Annotated in this window: 13 protein-coding genes; 7 read left to right on the top strand and 6 right to left on the bottom strand. The window is 66.6% G+C overall.

What is annotated here, in order from left to right; genetic code table 11:
* Positions 1-8: 8 nt before the first annotated feature.
* A complete protein-coding gene (locus QMZ25_RS14655; protein WP_065174970.1) occupies positions 9-1,040 on the bottom strand; it encodes a LysR family transcriptional regulator in 1,032 nt (343 codons plus the stop codon).
* A gap of 147 nt (positions 1,041-1,187) precedes the next feature.
* Between QMZ25_RS14655 and QMZ25_RS14650 the strand changes: the two genes are divergently transcribed.
* From QMZ25_RS14650 to QMZ25_RS14620, 7 genes are all read left to right on the top strand, one after another.
* Entirely contained in the window at positions 1,188-1,415 is a 228-nt protein-coding gene (locus QMZ25_RS14650) for a hypothetical protein (protein ID WP_053517540.1), read from the top strand.
* Positions 1,412-2,182: an SDR family NAD(P)-dependent oxidoreductase gene (locus QMZ25_RS14645; RefSeq protein ID WP_053517454.1), complete on the top strand. Its 771-nt coding sequence runs from the start codon at positions 1,412-1,414 to the stop codon at positions 2,180-2,182. Before QMZ25_RS14650 ends, QMZ25_RS14645 begins: the two co-directional genes overlap by 4 nt.
* 89 nt (positions 2,183-2,271) lie before the next feature.
* Positions 2,272-3,495, top strand: a complete 1,224-nt coding sequence (locus QMZ25_RS14640; protein WP_197600416.1) for an efflux RND transporter periplasmic adaptor subunit — start codon at positions 2,272-2,274, stop codon at positions 3,493-3,495.
* Between the two features lie 127 nt (positions 3,496-3,622).
* Complete coding sequence (locus QMZ25_RS14635; RefSeq protein WP_053517457.1) at positions 3,623-6,793, top strand: multidrug efflux RND transporter permease subunit; 3,171 nt, start codon at positions 3,623-3,625, stop codon at positions 6,791-6,793.
* A gap of 64 nt (positions 6,794-6,857) precedes the next feature.
* Positions 6,858-7,595, top strand: coding sequence for an SDR family oxidoreductase (locus QMZ25_RS14630; protein ID WP_053517458.1), 738 nt, complete (start codon positions 6,858-6,860; stop codon positions 7,593-7,595).
* On the top strand, positions 7,589-9,010 hold the full coding sequence (locus tag QMZ25_RS14625; protein ID WP_053517459.1) for an efflux transporter outer membrane subunit: 1,422 nt from the start codon (positions 7,589-7,591) through the stop codon (positions 9,008-9,010). Before QMZ25_RS14630 ends, QMZ25_RS14625 begins: the two co-directional genes overlap by 7 nt.
* 220 nt (positions 9,011-9,230) lie before the next feature.
* Positions 9,231-9,494 (top strand): hypothetical protein, encoded by a 264-nt coding sequence (locus QMZ25_RS14620; protein WP_053517461.1) that lies wholly within the window; start codon positions 9,231-9,233, stop codon positions 9,492-9,494.
* A gap of 18 nt (positions 9,495-9,512) precedes the next feature.
* Here the strand turns inward: QMZ25_RS14620 and QMZ25_RS14615 are convergent, their stop codons facing one another.
* From QMZ25_RS14615 to QMZ25_RS14595, 5 genes are all read right to left on the bottom strand, one after another.
* Positions 9,513-10,367 (bottom strand): endonuclease/exonuclease/phosphatase family protein, encoded by an 855-nt coding sequence (locus QMZ25_RS14615; protein WP_065181299.1) that lies wholly within the window; start codon positions 10,365-10,367, stop codon positions 9,513-9,515.
* Positions 10,368-10,476: 109 nt separating this feature from the next.
* Entirely contained in the window at positions 10,477-11,181 is a 705-nt protein-coding gene (locus QMZ25_RS14610; protein WP_283219856.1) for a PA1136 family autoinducer-binding transcriptional regulator, read from the bottom strand.
* A gap of 5 nt (positions 11,182-11,186) precedes the next feature.
* The gene (hchA, locus tag QMZ25_RS14605) at positions 11,187-12,059 is read right to left on the bottom strand and encodes a glyoxalase III HchA (protein WP_283219855.1); all 873 of its coding nucleotides are present in this window, start codon (positions 12,057-12,059) and stop codon (positions 11,187-11,189) included.
* A 125-nt stretch (positions 12,060-12,184) separates the two neighbouring features.
* Positions 12,185-14,194, bottom strand: a complete 2,010-nt coding sequence (locus QMZ25_RS14600; RefSeq protein WP_283219854.1) for an alpha/beta fold hydrolase — start codon at positions 14,192-14,194, stop codon at positions 12,185-12,187.
* A gap of 285 nt (positions 14,195-14,479) precedes the next feature.
* Entirely contained in the window at positions 14,480-15,979 is a 1,500-nt protein-coding gene (locus QMZ25_RS14595) for a S8 family serine peptidase (RefSeq protein ID WP_283219853.1), read from the bottom strand.
* Between the last annotated feature and the right edge of the window lie 345 nt (positions 15,980-16,324).

The raw sequence follows: 16,324 nt of genomic DNA, 5'->3' as shown, positions 1-16,324 counted from the left end.
GCCCCGCTTCACGCCGCCGGCGCGGCCACCTTCTCCAGGATCCGCTTGCCGCTGATCTCAAGCGCGGCATCTTCCTGCTCCTGCTGCTGCCGCGCCAGCTTCGCGCCAGGGCACTGCGCCAGCATGTAATTGGCGTCGAAGTTGAGCTTCTCCACCAAGAAGTCGACGAATGCGCGCACCTTCGGCGAGACCAGGCGGCCGCCGGCAAAGACCGCGTTGAAATCCACCTCCGGACCTGTCCACCCGGCAAGCACGCGACGGACCATGCCTGACTCGACGAACGGCTTGGCCATCACATCGCCGGTCAGCAGCAGGCCTTCACCGCACACCAGCGCGCCGTTGAGCGCGGACATGTCGTTGGCCGTCATCAGCGGCGTCACCGGGAAGTCACGCAGTTCCCCTCCGTTCTCGCCCAGCTGCCAGGTAAAGCGCGGTGAATTGCCAGTGTGGTAGGGCTTGCGCATGGCCAGGATGCGATGGAACTGAAGCTCTTCCGGGTGCAGTGGTTCGCCGTAGCGCTCGATGTAGGCTGGGCTGGCGAACACCTGCGTGCGCAGGCTGCCGAGCTTGCGTGCGACCAGGTTGGAATCGGGCAGGGCGCCGACGCGCAGGGCCAGATCGGCTTCACCGGCGATCAGGTCGAGCTTCTCGTTGCCCATGTGCATGTCCAGGCGGATTTCCGGGTACTGCGCATGGAACTGGCCCAGCAACGGCGCGATCCAGGTGATGCCGATGGAGTAGGGCACAGTGAAACGCAGCCAGCCGCGTGGGCCGGACTGCAGCTGGCTGACCGCGCTCTCGGCTTCTTCCAGCTCGCGCGCGATGCGCTGGCAGTGCTCGTGGTAGATCGAGCCCGCCTCGGTCAGGCCAAGACGGCGCGTGGTCCGGTGCAGCAGGCGCGCGCCCAGCCGTGTCTCCAGCTCCTGCACCTTGCGGCTGACAGTGGTCTTGGGCAGGCCGAGCGCTTTGGCAGCTGCGATGAAGCTGCCCTGCTCGACCACTTTGACGAAGATCAGCGTTTCATTGAGATCGTGGGACATGGTCGGGAGTCCTGGACGTCGGGGGTGGGACAATCGTGACAGATCGATTGGACCGGGAACGGGATGATTATTCCCCTTAATCAGGACTAATCAAGTAAAGGTTTGAGGTCTATCGTGGCGCCATTCGTGAAATGGAGTCCCCCCGCCATGAGCCTGCGCAACATTCTTGCCCGTTTCCGGCATGCCGGCCAGAACGCCCTGGATCTGGCGATGACCGTTGAGATCCGCCCGAGTTCCTTGGTGCACAAGGATTTCCGTGAGTTTACCGCGCCCATGCGGCAGCAGCGTGGCGGTGCCATCCGCTTGGCGCCGCAGAAGAGCGATCGACTGCGCCGAATCGGGACTATCCCGGATTTGGGAGGAAATGTCCCGTGAATGGGATTCTGATGCCCGAAGTCCTGGTCCTCGGCGGAACCGGTGCGGTCGGCCAGGGCGTGGTCGGTGCGCTGCTGGAAGCCGGCAGCCCGGTGCTGGTGGTCGGCCGCGATCCAGGACGGCTGGCGTCGCTGGAAGCGCAGTTCGCCGATGAGCCCGGCCTGCAGACCATGCTCGGTTCACTGGCAGACGACGGTTCGGCGCAGGTCCTGGCCGAGCGCGTCGCGCAGCGCCCGCGGCCGTTGGCGGCGGTGATCGCGGCCATGGGCGGTCCTTACAACCGTGGCCGGGTGATGGACCGCAAGGGCGACGAACTGCTCGGCGCACTGCAGGCCGACCTGATGCCCCATGTGCATGCGGTACGCCACCTGCTGCCGCTGCTGCGTGACAACGTGCATGCGCGGCGCTACGTGATGATCGGCAGCCCTGCCGGTCTCAAGCCCTGGGCCGGCTACGGCGAGACCTCGATCACCACCGCCGCCCTGCGCATGTACGCGCAGGTGGTGCACCAGGAAGCACAGGCGGTTGGTGTCCGTGCGCAGATGCTGGAGGTGTGCAGCCCGGTGTGTACGCCGGCCAACGCCGCCAACGCATGCATCGAGTGGCCGAGCTCGCTGCTGGTCGGCCGGCGCGTGGTGTCGCTGCTTGATGGCTGCCGCGACAACCGCGCCATCGTTCGCTGCGACAGCAGCGATGCGGAACTGCCACGGGGCCTGCTGCGACTGGAAGTTCCACCACCGTGGCGCGACGCCGTCGGTGTCGCTTGACCTTGACCTTGGTTTAGGTTGCAGCATACGCCGCACTTTCTGATAGCCATTCTCATTAGCTGTACCACCCCTCCGTACGGATGCATGCCATGACTTCCCCCAAAACCACCCCACATCGTTTCGGCCATCGCATTGCGATGGTCGGCGTGTCGATCCTCGCCGCGGCGGTGCTCGCTGCCTGCAGTGGCGGCCATGCCGAAGAAGCCGGTGCACCGCCCCCGCCGCAGGTCAGCGCAGCCCCGGTGCTGGTCAAGCAGATCAGCCAATGGGACGAGTTCAGCGGCCGCATCGAGGCGGTGCAGAGCGTTGAACTGCGTCCGCGCGTGTCCGGCTACATCGACAAGGTCAACTACGTCGAAGGCCAGGAAGTGAAGAAGGGCGATGTGCTCTTCACCATCGACGCGCGCAGCTACCAGGCCGAGTACGATCGCGCCGCCGCTGAACTGGCCCGCGCCCGCACCCAGGCAACCCTGGCCCGCAGTGAATCGGAGCGGGCCAAGCGCCTGGCCGAGCAGCAGGCGATCTCCACCGAGACCGCCGAGCAGCGTCGCGCTGCGGCAGACCAGTCCGGCGCAGCCGTGCAGGCCGCGCAGGCGGCACTGGATGCTGCCCGGCTCAACCTGGAGTTCACCAAGGTGCGTGCGCCGATCGACGGCCGTGCCGGCCGCGCGATGGTCACCGCGGGCAACCTGGTCACCGCCGGCGACAGCGCCAGCGTGCTGACCACGCTGGTCTCGCTGGACACCGTGTTCGTCTACTTCGATGCCGACGAAAGCACTTTCCTGCGTTACGCGCAGATGGCACGCAAGGGCGAGCGCCCGAGCGAGCGCGACAGCGACCTGCCGGTGAAGGTTGGCCTGTCGGGTGAAGAAGGCTACCCGCACGCGGGCAAGGTCGACTTCCTCGACAACCAGGTCGCACGCAGCACCGGCACCATCCGCGTGCGTGCGCTGCTGGACAATGCCGACCGGCAGTTCACCCCGGGGCTGTTCGCCCGTGTGCAGCTGCTGGGCAGTGGCCAGTTCCAGGCGATGCTGATCGACGACAAGGCTGTGCTGACCGACCAGGATCGCAAGTACGTGTACGTGGTCGACAAGGATGGCAAGGCCCAGCGCCGCGACATCCGCCTTGGCCGCACGGCGGAAGGCCTGCGCATCGTCGAGCAGGGCCTGTCCGCAGGCGACAAGGTCATCATCGATGGCGTGCAGAAGGTCTTCATGCCGGGCATGCCGGTGCAGGCCAAGGCGGTGGCGATGCAACCGGCTGCGACCGCCGCACCAGGCCGTGATGCCACTGCTGCGCTGAACCGCTGATCCGCCGTCTCCTGATCCGAGTTTCCGCTTAGCTGCCGGCGCCAGCGGCGGCCTTCCCTGCCTTCGTCATATCGGCGAGGGGCAGGGTGGCTGTTGCCCGCCGGCGGCATTTCCCAGGAATTCCTCCATGGACTTTTCCCGTTTCTTCATCGACAGGCCGATCTTCGCGGCGGTACTGTCGATCGTGATCTTCGCCGCAGGCCTGATCACGATTCCGATCCTGCCGATCAGCGAGTACCCGGAAGTGGTGCCGCCGTCGGTGGTCGTGCGCACGGTCTATCCGGGCGCCAATCCCAAGGTCATCGCCGAAACCGTCGCCACGCCGCTTGAAGAGGCGATCAACGGCGTCGAGGGCATGATGTACCTCAAGTCGGTCGCCGGTTCCGACGGCGTGCTGCAGATGACCGTCACCTTCCGCCCGGGCACTGATCCGGACGCGGCGGCGGTGAAGGTGCAGAACCGTGTGGCGCAGGCGCAGGCCCGCCTGCCCGAGGACGTACGCCGGCAGGGCGTGACCACGCAGAAGCAGTCGCCCACCTTCCTGATGGTCGTGCATCTGACGTCGCCCAATGGCAAGTACGACACCCTGTACCTGCGCAACTACGCCCGCCTGCACGTCAAGGACGCGCTGGCACGCATTCCCGGCGTGGGCGACGCGCAGATCTTCGGTGGTGGTGACTACGCCATGCGCGCATGGCTGGACCCGGACAAGGTTGCTTCGCGCGGCCTGACGGCCAGCGACGTGGTGCGTGCCATGCGTGAGCAGAACGTGCAGGTCTCTGCGGGTCAGCTCGGCGCCGAGCCGCTGCCGAACAGCCAGTTCCTGACCCTGATCAATGCCCAGGGCCGCCTGCGCAGCGAGCAGGAGTTCGGCGACATCGTGCTCAAGAGCGGTGTCGACGGCGAGATCGTGCGCCTGTCCGACGTTGCCCGGCTGGAACTGGGCGCTGGCGACTACACCCTGCGCTCGCAGCTCGACGGCAAGAATGCGGTGGGTATCGGCATCTTCCAGTCGCCCGGTGCGAATGCACTGGAGATTCGCGACAAGGTCATCGCCACGATGGACGAGATGCAGAAGACCATGCCCGCCGACGTGAAGTACGAAGCGGTGTACGACACCACCATCTTCGTGCGTGATTCGATCAAGGCGGTGGTCTCGACCCTGCTTGAAGCGATCGCCCTGGTGGTTCTGGTGGTGATCCTGTTCCTGCAGACCTGGCGCGCGTCGATCATTCCGCTGATCGCGGTTCCGGTGTCGGTGGTCGGTACCTTCGCAGCGCTGTACGTACTGGGCTTCTCGATCAACACGCTGAGCCTGTTCGGCCTGGTGCTGGCGATCGGCATCGTGGTCGACGACGCGATCGTGGTGGTGGAGAACGTTGAACGCAACATCGAAGAAGGTCTGTCGCCGACCGCAGCCGCCCACCAGGCCATGCGTGAGGTGTCCGGCCCGATCGTTGCGATCGCACTGGTGCTGTGCGCGGTGTTCGTGCCGATGGCGTTCCTGTCGGGCGTCACCGGTCAGTTCTACAAGCAGTTCGCTGTCACCATCGCCATTTCCACGGTGATCTCGGCGATCAACTCGCTGACCCTGTCGCCGGCCCTGGCCGCCCGCCTGCTGAAGGCCCATGGCGCTCCGAAGGATGGCCCGAGCCGTCTGATCGATCGCCTGTTCGGCTGGGTGTTCCGCCCGTTCAACCGCTTCTTCAAGTCCAGCTCGGAGAAGTACGAGCGCGGTGTGGCGCGCATCCTCGGCCGTCGCGGCGCCGTGTTCGTGGTCTATGCGATCCTGCTGGTCGGCACCGGTGTGATCTTCAAGCTGGTGCCGCCGGGCTTCATCCCGACCCAGGACAAGCTGTACCTGATCGCGGGCGTGAAGCTGCCGGAAGGTTCGTCGATCGCACGTACCGATGAAATGCTGCGCAAGGTCGCCAAGATCGCCCAGGAAACCGACGGCGTGGCGCATACCATTTCGTTCCCGGGCCTGAACGCGCTGCAGTTCACCAACACCCCGAACACCGGTGTGGCGTTCATTCCGCTCAAGCCGTTCAACGAGCGTCATGGCCGGACCGCGGCAGAGATCAACGCCGAGATCAACCAGAAGATCGCAGGCCTGCAGGAGGGCTTCGCGTTCGCGATGATGCCGCCGCCGATCCTGGGCCTGGGCAACGGCAATGGCTACCAGATGTTCATCGAGGACCGCGGCAACCTGGGCTACGGCGCGCTGCAGAATGCCGTGCAGGCGATGCAGGGGACCGTTGCACAGACTCCGGGCATGGCCTTCCCGATCAGCAGCTACCAGGCCAACGTGCCGCAGCTGGATGCGGAAGTGGACCGTGTGAAAGCGAAGGCGCAGGGCGTGCAGCTGACCGAGCTGTTCGACACGCTGCAGACCTACCTGGGTTCGGCGTACGTCAACGACTTCAACCAGTTCGGCCGCACCTGGCAGGTGATCGCCCAGGCGGACGGCCCGTTCCGTGAGAGCGTCGAGGACATCGCCAAGCTGCGCACCCGCAACGACCGCGGCGAGATGGTGCCGATCGGTTCGATGGTGACCATCAAGCAGACGTTCGGCCCGGACCCGGTGCTGCGTTTCAACGGCTACCCGGCAGCGGACCTGGCCGGCGAGGCCGACCCGCGCCTGCTGTCCTCGGCGGAAGCGATGAACAAGCTGACCGAGATCGCCGGGCAGGTGCTGCCGGTCGGCATGGCCACCGAATGGACCGACCTGAGCTACCAGCAGGCCACCCAGGGCAAGGCCGCGTTCATCGTGTTCCCGGTGGCGATCATGCTGGCCTTCCTCGTGCTGGCCGCGCTGTACGAGAGCTGGTCGCTGCCGCTGGCGGTGATCCTGATCGTGCCGATGACCCTGCTGTCGGCTCTGTTCGGCGTATGGCTGACCGGCGGCGACAACAACGTGTTCGTGCAGGTGGGCCTGGTGGTGCTGATGGGCCTGGCATGCAAGAACGCGATCCTGATCGTCGAGTTCGCCCGTGAGCTGGAGATGGGCGGCAAGGGCATCGTCGAGGCCGCGCTGGAAGCCTGCCGCCTGCGCCTGCGCCCGATCGTGATGACCTCCATCGCGTTCATCGCCGGCACCGTGCCGCTGGTGCTTTCGCACGGTGCGGGTGCCGAGGTGCGCTCGGTGACCGGTATCACGGTGTTCGCCGGCATGCTGGGCGTCACCCTGTTCGGCCTGTTCCTGACCCCGGTGTTCTACGTCGCCCTGCGCAAGTTCGTCACCCGCAACGGCGGTGGCCAGCTGGTGCAGCACGGCGAGCCCACCATTCATCACTGATACGGAACCCCGTCGCCGCCGGTCGATGACCGGCGGCGGCTTCTCCCTCCAAAGGCATGAATCCATGAACACCCATCAGAACAAGATCGCGCTGGTTACCGGCGCTACCCGTGGCATCGGTGCCGAGACCGTGCGTCAGCTGGCGAAGGAAGGCGTGCACACGCTGCTGGCCGGCCGCAAGCGTGAGACGGCGGTGGAGCAGGCACTGAAGCTGCAGGCGGAAGGCCTGCCGGTGGAAGCGCTGCAGCTGGACGTTACCGACGCTGCGAGCATCGCCGACGCGGTCGAGCAGGTGCGCCAGCGTCACGGCCGGCTGGACATCCTGGTCAACAACGCCGGCATCATGATCGAGAACCCGGCACAGGCACCGTCGGAGCAGTCGCTGGATACGTGGCGTCGCACCTTCGACACCAATGTATATGCACTGGTGGCGGTGACCCAGGCGTTCCTGCCGCTGCTGAAGCAGGCCAAGGCCGGGCGCATCGTCAACGTGTCCAGCATCCTCGGCTCGCAGACCCTGCACGCCGACCCGGGTTCGGGCATCTATGACTTCAAGATTCCGGCCTACAACGCCTCCAAGGCGGCGGTGAACAGCTGGACGCTGGCCCTGGCATACGAGCTCCGCAGCTCGCCGATCAAGGTGAACACCGTGCACCCGGGCTACGTCAAGACCGACATGAATGGTGGCCACGGCGAGATCGAGATCGCCGAAGGTGCGCGTTCCAGCGTGCAGATGGCGCTGATCGGCCCTGAAGGCCCGAGTGGCAGCTTCACCTATCTGGGCGAGGTGCTGCCATGGTGATCCGCACCCTGGCGGTGGCCGTTTCCAGCCTCGTGCTGGCCGGCTGTGTCACCGTCGGTCCCAATTACAAGGCGCCCCAGCAGGAGCCTGTCGTCCTGCAGGGCGCGGAGCAGCCGGTGTTCAGCACCACATCGCCCGTTGCCAGCTGGTGGGCGCAGTTCGATGACCCGGTGCTGGAAGAGCTGGTGCACGGCGCACTGTCGAGCAATCTTGACCTGCGCGTGGCCGTGGCGCGTGTCAGCCAGGCGCGGGCGGTGTTCGTCGAAAGCCGCTTCGACCAGGCACCGCACGTGACCGCAGGCGGCAGTTACGACCGCCGCAAGCAACCCGATCCGCAGCTGGGTGGGCAGCGGGTGTTCAGTGAAAGCTACCAGCTCGGCTTCGATGCGGGCTGGGAGCTGGATCTGTTCGGCCGCAAGCGCCGTGCTGCCGAAGCGGCACGCGCCGATCTGGGGGCCGAGCAGGCCAACCTGGCCGATGCGCAGGTACTGGTTGCCGCCGAAGTGGCACGCAACTACTTCGAGCTGCGCGGCACGCAGAAGCGCATCGCCGTGGCCCAGCACACACTGGTCAATCTGCGTGATACGCAGAAGCTGACCGAGGCGCGCTGGGAACTGGGTGCCGGCAGCGAGCTGGATGTGCAGAGCAGCCGTGCCCGGCTGAAGGCGATCGAGGCCGATATTCCCCTGCTGGAAGTGGCCGAGACGCAGTCCCGCAATCGCCTGGCGGTGCTGCTGGGCCAGCGCCCGGAAGTACTGGCCGACATGCTCGCGCCGCATGAGGTGCCGGCGTTCGCCAAGCCGTTGCCGCTGGGGGATACCCGCGAGCTGCTGCGCCAGCGTGCCGACGTGCGTGCGGCCGAGCGGCGGCTGGCAGCCGCCACGGCACGGGTGGGGGTGGCAACGGCCGATCTGTTCCCGCGGTTGTCGCTTTCCGGTTTCGTCGGCTTCCTCGGCGGCGACGCCAATGGCCTGGTCAACGGCAACAACAAGGCCTGGTCGCTGACGCCGTCGTTGAGCTGGGCAGCCTTCGATTTCGGAACCGTGCGCGCACGTCTGCGTGCCAGCAAGGCCGAGGCCGAGGGCGTTGCCGCGCAGTACGAGCAGACGGTGCTGCTGGCACTGGAAGACACCGAGAACGCGCTGACACGCTACTCCAAGCAGCAGGCACGGCTGGCGATCGTGGTGGAGCAGGCGCAGGCCGCACGACGAGCCGAGTCGCTGGCGCAGATCCGCTATCGCGAGGGCTCGGAAGACTTCCTGACCCTGCTCGACGCACAGCGCACCCAGCTGGCCGCCGATGATGCACTGGCGGCCGCCGAGGCGGAGGTCAACGTCAGCGTAGTCGGCGTATACAAGGCGCTGGGTGGTTGGGGCCAGTCCCCGCAGGCGCCGAGCGTGGCACAGGTGAATTGACCGGACGGGGACGGAGGCAGTGGCCTCCGTCCTCGTTTCCGGTCAGGGCCACCGATGGGCGGGCGCCTGCCGCCCTGCCATGCCGTCCTCCACACTTTGCGAACTCAGGCAGGGCAGCGCGGCGTGAGCCGTGGACACCGTCACATTCATGACGCTTCTGACTCTCCCGGAAGCGCCTTCTGCCGTGTAACAAGTGGGGCGGGCCATCAGAGGACAGGCGATGACGGACGGCAAGCGGGATACCCAACGAATGTTGTTCGGCGATCCGGGACCACCCGGTGCAGGACTGTCCGTCGCGGTGGTCGTTCTGCTGGTGCTGGCGATGCTGGCCGCGGCCATCGGCTTCGTACGGCTGCCGGACTCCATGCTGGGCCTGGGCCTGATCGGCGTGGCCGTGCTGCTGGCCATCGGCGCTCGCATCTGCCAGGCGCGCGATCAGCACCAGGCGCTGTATCGCCTGTTGGCGCGGCAGCCGCCGCGGTGAACGCGGCGGCAACCCGACTCAGGGCCGGGGCCAGTCCAGCTCGACCACCAGCGGGAAGTGATCCGAGGGCAGCACGCCGTCGATGCGACGGTCATCGGTCAGGAAGCTGCGCGCACGGAAGCCTCTCACCAATACCCAGTCCAGCTGCGTGGTGGCCTTGCCGGTGAAATCATGGAAGGTCAGGCGCGGCCCCTGGGGAGACGCCACCTGGGTGCGTGCGTCCTGCAGAACGCGGGTGAGCGTCGCGTAGGTTCCGCCCCCGGGTTCACTGTTGAAGTCGCCCGTCAGCACCACCGGCAGATCCGGCGGCAGCGTCGCCACCCGCCTGCCGATCAGCTCGGCTCCCTTGACCCGGCGCGGTTCGTCTTCGTCGCGATAGGGCAGGTGGGTGTCCATGAAGTAGAAGCGGCGGCCATCGTCAAGGCGACGGAACAGGGCCCAGGTCACCATGCGCGGGTACAGGTTGCCCCAGGTGATGCTGCCGGCGACCTCCGGTGTATCGGACAGCCAGAAGTTGCCTGATTCCTCCACGGCCAGCACCCGCGTGTCGTAGAACACGCCCATGTGCTCATCGCCGCTGCCACCGCGCCGTCCTTCACCGAACCACGCGTAGCCGGGCAGGTGGCCGGCGAGATAGTCGGCCTGTTCCTGTACCAGCTCCTGGGTGCCGATGACGGCCGGGCGGGCATCCAGGATGACCTTGACCATCGCATCGCGGCGATCCGGCCAGCGCTTGCCTGGCGCGGTGTCGGCCGGGGTGCGGACATTGAAGGACATCACCTTCAGCGGCGCAGGGGCCGCCGCCCAGGCGATGGCGGGAAGAGCGAAGGCCAGCAGCGCACACAGCGCAGGGCGACGGAAACGCGACAGCATCGTGGAATCCCTCCATTCCATGTAAACGATTCCATGAAGGATGGCACGGATTGGCAGGGGAGGGTATGCCGGGATGGGTCATTGGCCTGGCGGCTGCACGGGGGCACGCTCAGTCTTCGATCTCGCCGCGTCGCGCGGCCGCGCGCACGGCCTGCGCCGTCGTCGCAACGCCCAGGCGCTGGCGCGCGCGGCGCAGGTGGTTCTCCACGGTGCGCGCGGACAACCCCAGCGTGGCGGCGATCTCCGCCTGGCGCCGGCCGGCTGAGACCCAGCGCAGAACCTCGCGTTCCCGCGTGCTCAGTTCGCCCAGGGGGCGTTCGGCCGGTGCTTCGGCCAGCCGGCGGGCAGCGCGGAATGCTGCTGTGCCGGCAGACTCCAGCAGCAGCCGGGCAGGCGCGGAAGCGTCGATGATCGTTCCGGCGAAACTGATTGCCCCTTCTAGCCCCGTGGTTCCGAACACGGGTACCTGCAGGCCATGCAGGCCGTCGCCGCGGGGCTGCCTGACCACCTGGTAGCGGGCCCCCCTTGCGCCGTCGCGCTTGCTCCAGAAGAACGGGGCATCGCTGTCGAGCACGTGGCGGTTGACCGGGCAGGCATGCAGGTAGCGGGCAAGATCGGTCTCACGCCCTGTGCCCAGCCAGTCGCCCTCGATCCAGTACACGCGGTGTGCGCCGCGTTCCAGCCCGGTGCCGGCCGCAAACACCAGCACGCGATCGTAGCCGAGGGGCGCGGCGATCGAGCGAAGCAGCGCGCCGATCCCGGCGATCGAACGCGCCTGCTCCAGTTCCAGCAGCATGGGCACCAGCGCGGCCACGGTGTTCAGCGACCTGCCAGCGCGTCCAGCAGGGTGCGTGCGGCCAACTGGCCGAGTGCATTGCCGGCCAACGGACTATCGCCTGTCAGCAGCAGGCGATCCTGCAGCACGCTGCCGTCAATACCCTCGTTGACGATCTGCACGCCCTGCTGCGCGAGCTTTTCACCGAAGAACCACGGCAGTTGCCCGGGCATGTAGCCGATGTCCGGCGTCTGCCGGTCCATCGCATCGGGGAAGGCGCAGATGCGGTAGCCACGGAACAGCGAATCACCGCCCGCTTCATTGATCCTGGCAGCCAACAGCGCTGCAGGGCCGTGGCAGAGCGTGATGATGTAGCGCTGCTGTGCCATCGCCCAGTGCAGCGCCTTGCTGACCGCGCGGCTCTCCGGCAGACCGATCAGTGCACCATGCCCGCCCGGAATGAAGATGGCTGCATAGTCCGACGCCGCGTCCAGCGAGGCCACGATGTCGTCCAGCACCTTCGGCTGGCGGAACCGCGCCTGGTAACGTTCGTACAGACCGCCGATGTCGCGGTCCTCGCCGGGGAACGCCCACCATTCGAACTTCACGGCGTTGCCGGACAGGGTTGCCACATCGAAGTCGAAGCCGGCCTTGTCCAGGTGATACATCGGCAGCAGCGTTTCGACCGGGTGATTGCCGGTGGAGAACAGGTGGCCGTTGGCGGTCGGCAGGTAGCGCTCATCGGCGCCGATCATCAGTATCTTCCAGCGGCCATCCCGGCGTGCGTCGGCATAGTCCGCGCCGGACAGATTGCTGGTGGGTGACGTGAACTGCGAGAGCGACCAGGGCGAGGGAAAGAAGGCATCGCGCTCGGCCGGATCGGGACGGGGTTGGCGGCTGAGGTCCTGGGTGTTCATGTGGCTGGCCTGCTGTCGGGGAGGTGCGGCCAGCATAGGAGGCACTGTGCGTACGTGCGATGAGGGATTTCCCGCAACGGCTGAACCGCCGTCCCGGCTGGTGGCGGAACGGCGATCAGCCTGCGCTATTCATCGCGCCGGTCGTGTGCCTGCATGTCTTCATGCAGGATGCGCCTGAGCTCGACGATGGCGGGCGTGGCTTCCTGCACGCTGTGACCGGACACGATCACCTTCTCCGATTCGGCGCCCGGCAGGTGCGAACTCCAGTACGGCACCAGTCCGTCGCTGGTCTGCTCCAGCGGTCCGTCGGCTTTGGCGCGCGCGATGATGGAGTGGTAGCGCACGCTCGGAGACATCGGCAGATCGGCGACGGCCTTGACGAAGGGGTCATCCTTGTCGAGATTCTGGATGCTGTTCATCTGGTAGCCGTGCTTGCCGTCGTCGCGATCGACGTGGCCGTCGTTGGCGATCGTCGCCACGTCCTCCAGCACGGTCAGTGGCAGCCGCACCAGACGGCCGATCCAGCGCCCGAGGCGGGTGCCGGCGACGTCGGTGCCGCGATGCGGTGTGGCAATGAATACCACCCGTGAAATCTCCGGCTCCGGCTTGAACGTGAGCACCGGCGCGCCGCGGGTGCGCAGCAGCTCGCGCTGTGCCGGCGTCATCTGCGCGGTTGCCAGCAGGGTCTCGACCAGATGGTCGCCGGACGAAGACACCATCAGCCGCGAGATCACTCCGCCCATGCTGTGCCCGACCAGCACCATGTCATGCGAGGCCGCGGCCTTTCCGGTGGGATCGAAGTGCTGCAGCACATCGGCCAGCATGTGGCGGATCGCATCGTGGCTCATCGCGATGGGCATGTTGGTCGGGTAGTAGAACTGCCACACCTGGAAGTCCCGGCGGATCTCATCGTCGCGCATCAGCTCGTTGGCGACGTTGACCCACGCCTCCGGGCTGCTTGCCAGGCCATGGATCATCAACAGCACACGGCGCTTCGGGTCGTAGGGCTGCATCATGTACAGATGCGGCGTATCGATGCCGCCCTTGCTCCCGAAAAGCGAGCGCAGCGATTGCCGGCTGAAGTTGGAGCGTGCGAGCCACAGCGCGTAGCCTGCCGTGAAGTTGGCCGCCAGTGGCACCTGCTGGCCATGCAGGGTGACTTCCGAAACCTGGTAGGGATCGTGGATCTCCACCTCCGGCTCGTCGTCGTGCAGCACTTCCCACAGGTTGTCGCCGGAGAACCGCAGCAGCACCGACATCGATGGCGAAGGCATTTCGCTCCAGCTGCGTTGTACCGGCGCGGCGGCGCTGGCCGCGGCAGCAGGCGCCTCTACGTCGCTGCCGGGATCATCCATCACCGCCACCAGCTCGGCGCCGAAGCCATCCCGGCGATGCACGCTGCGCAGGGTGCCGGTGAACGAGAGCGCTGCGGCGGGAACCAGCTCCCTCGGCGTACGCTCGTCCAATGGCGAGCCGTCGTCTGATGGCGCCAGCACAAAGGTCCATCGTCCCAGCTGGAAGCGGCTGGTGTCGCCGTGCACCCGGCCGGTGGCGTAGGCCTCGAACAGCTGCACGGAGGCTTCCTGCACGGCCAGGTTGTAGTAGTCCCGCACCTGCGTCTGGCGATCCTCGAAACCCCGCTGGTTGGCGGTGCGCTCGGTGAAGAACAGATAGGCGTAGGCCTGCCTCGCAACCTGCATCCACGCATCCAGACGCGGCTGGAAGCCGGCGTCCAGTTCGGTGACCACGGCCTTGGCGCGGCCTTCGGCGGAGTACTCGCGCTTGGGGGCGGGCAGAGTCAATGCGTACTGCAGCCAGAGTTCGGCCAGGGCCGAGCGCTTGTCTTCCTCGCGCACGACGATGCTGGCCTCCATTGCATCGATGCAGGGCGGACCGGGCCTGGCGCAGACACCCTCGTCCAGACCGGCCACGCGCAGGGTTTCCAGGGTGGCCGAGCTGAGCTTGCCGGTGGTGAGGATGTCACCGCGCTTGAGCGCGATGTACTGGCCGGGGGTAACCGAGGCGACCTGCACCGAGGGCCCGAACTGGCGCAGGGTGGCGCAGCCGCTCAGCGCCAGCAGCAGGGTGAAGACGAGAGCCGTGCGGCCGACGATGCCCATTCCCGTGGTTGCCATACGATCCTCCTGCGCGGTCGCGCCACTCTAGCGGGAGGTATGTCAAGGCGGAAGCGGCGTGCGCCGGTTCCTTCAGCGGCCGGTCGTCAATCGTCCAGATCGCTGTTGCGGATTGCCAGGACCACCGCAGCAGTACATGCCAGGACACCGAGCAGGAAGCCGATGGCCATGCCGTCGAACCAGTTCATGGGTTTCGTGCCGGGAATGTGGGAGAAGGTGGCCTGTGGATCTGACCGGCGGGCAACGCATGGCGCAGCGGCTGTGGCGGGCCGCTGCGCCCGGGCCTCAGTTGCTGGCCTCCCTGACAGCTTCTGCGGCGTCGATGATGCCCGGACCGCAACCCCCCGGGCAGTTGGCCGCCGCGATCGGATGGGCGGTGCGGCGCAGGATGTCCTTGACCTGGCTGGTGGTCTTCGGCACCGGTGCCACCGCCTGCATCAGCGCGACGACGCCGGCCACGTGCGGTGCCGCCATCGAGGTGCCGGACATGAAGTCAAAGGCATTGTTGCCCACCGTGGACAGAACGCCCTGCGCCGGATGCTGGCGGGTCGGTGCGCAGTTGGTCGAGTTCGGGGGTGTGGCCAGGGGCAGGAACTCGCCCACCGAGGCGCGGCACGACCACGTCTCGCCACCGGGCGCGGTGATATGGATGCCTGCACCGTAGTTGGAGTAGAACGCGCGGCGCCCGCCCTGGTCGTTCGCGGCTACCGCGATCACGCCGTTGCAGTTCGCCGGTGCGAACTCGGACACATCGAGGTTGCTGTTGCCCGCCGCGACCACCACGAGGGTGCCGGTGGCCGTGATGTCGTCGATCGCATCCTGCTCGGCCGGCGAGCAGGGCCGACGGCCGCCCAGGCTGAGATTGATGACCTCGGCCGGGTTGGCATTGGCGGGAACACCCGGCACAGCGATGCCAGCGCTCCAGAGCATGCCGTCGATGATGTCATCCGAGCCGCCATTGCCCTGGTTGCCCAGCACGCGTACCGGTACAACCTTCGCGTTGTAGGCCACGCCGGCCACGCCGATCTGGTTGTTGGTTACCGCCGCGACGGTTCCCGCAACGTGGGTGCCGTGCGCGATGCCCGAGGCATCGAAGGCATCCGCATCGCGGCCATCCCCATCGTCGGAACCGCCACAACCGGGATTCAGCCCGCCCAGGATGCACTGCAGATTGCTGAACGGCCGGGTGGAGGAAATCATGTCGTAGCCTGGCAACAGGTTCGGCTGCAGGTCGTTGTTGTCGAGATAGCCCGAATCGATCACCGCCACCACGACCCCTTGGCCGGTGGAGCGATCCCATGCCGCCGGCACGCGTGCGCCACTGACGGGATTGCTGTAGTGCCACTGTTCGGCGTAACGCGGATCGTTGGGCGTGGCGAACGCACTCATCATGAAGTTCGGCTGCACGTATTCGACGTCCGGGTCGTCGGCGATGCGCTGCATCAGGATCTCGGCCTCCGGACGATCCAGTGCCTTGTCTGTCCTGATCACATCGGCGCCGCCACCCATGCGGCGCTGATGCGCCACCGCCGCAGCCTGCGCCGCACCCACCGAGCGCTTGCTGCGCTGCTGCGCGCCCAAGCGCTGTTTCAGCGCATCCTGGGCGGTGTCGGCAGAGACGCGTTTGCGGCTGCCATCGCGGTACTTGACGATGAAACTGCTGTACTGCTGGTTGTTGTCCATGCCCCGCGTCCACACCCGTTCGGTGGATTGGGCGAAGGCAGGGGCACTGGCCAGGGCCAGGGTGATGGCACTGGCAAGGGAAACCCGAAGCGACGTACGCATGAATACAGTTCCTTTGTGAAAGGTGCGATGAGCCGGTCGTGCCCTGGGGGCTCGACTCGAGATGAAGGGGGTATGTCCGCGCGGTCTCCTTTCTGATGGCGACCTTGAACGAACGGCTTCGCAGACCGTTCTCCCCCAGTGCGGGGGTAGGAAATTTCTGAACTGATTTACCGATGTCGAGATCGACACGCGCGGCGAGCGGTGTGTACCGCAGGCAATAAAAAAGCCCGGAGATCCCCTTCTGGCGGGAATGTCCGGGCTTCTCCGGTCCTTGAAGGACCGCTCGTTGGTGGAGGTGGGCCCTACCGCAATGTGAATTTAAGTTGTTGATAGTACAGGCGGTTG

It is taken from the genome of Stenotrophomonas sp. RS-48, assembly GCF_030053245.1.
Taxonomy (GTDB): domain Bacteria; phylum Pseudomonadota; class Gammaproteobacteria; order Xanthomonadales; family Xanthomonadaceae; genus Stenotrophomonas; species Stenotrophomonas maltophilia_P.
Note: the sequence above shows the minus strand (reverse complement) of the source record. Positions and strands in the feature narration are given on the sequence as shown.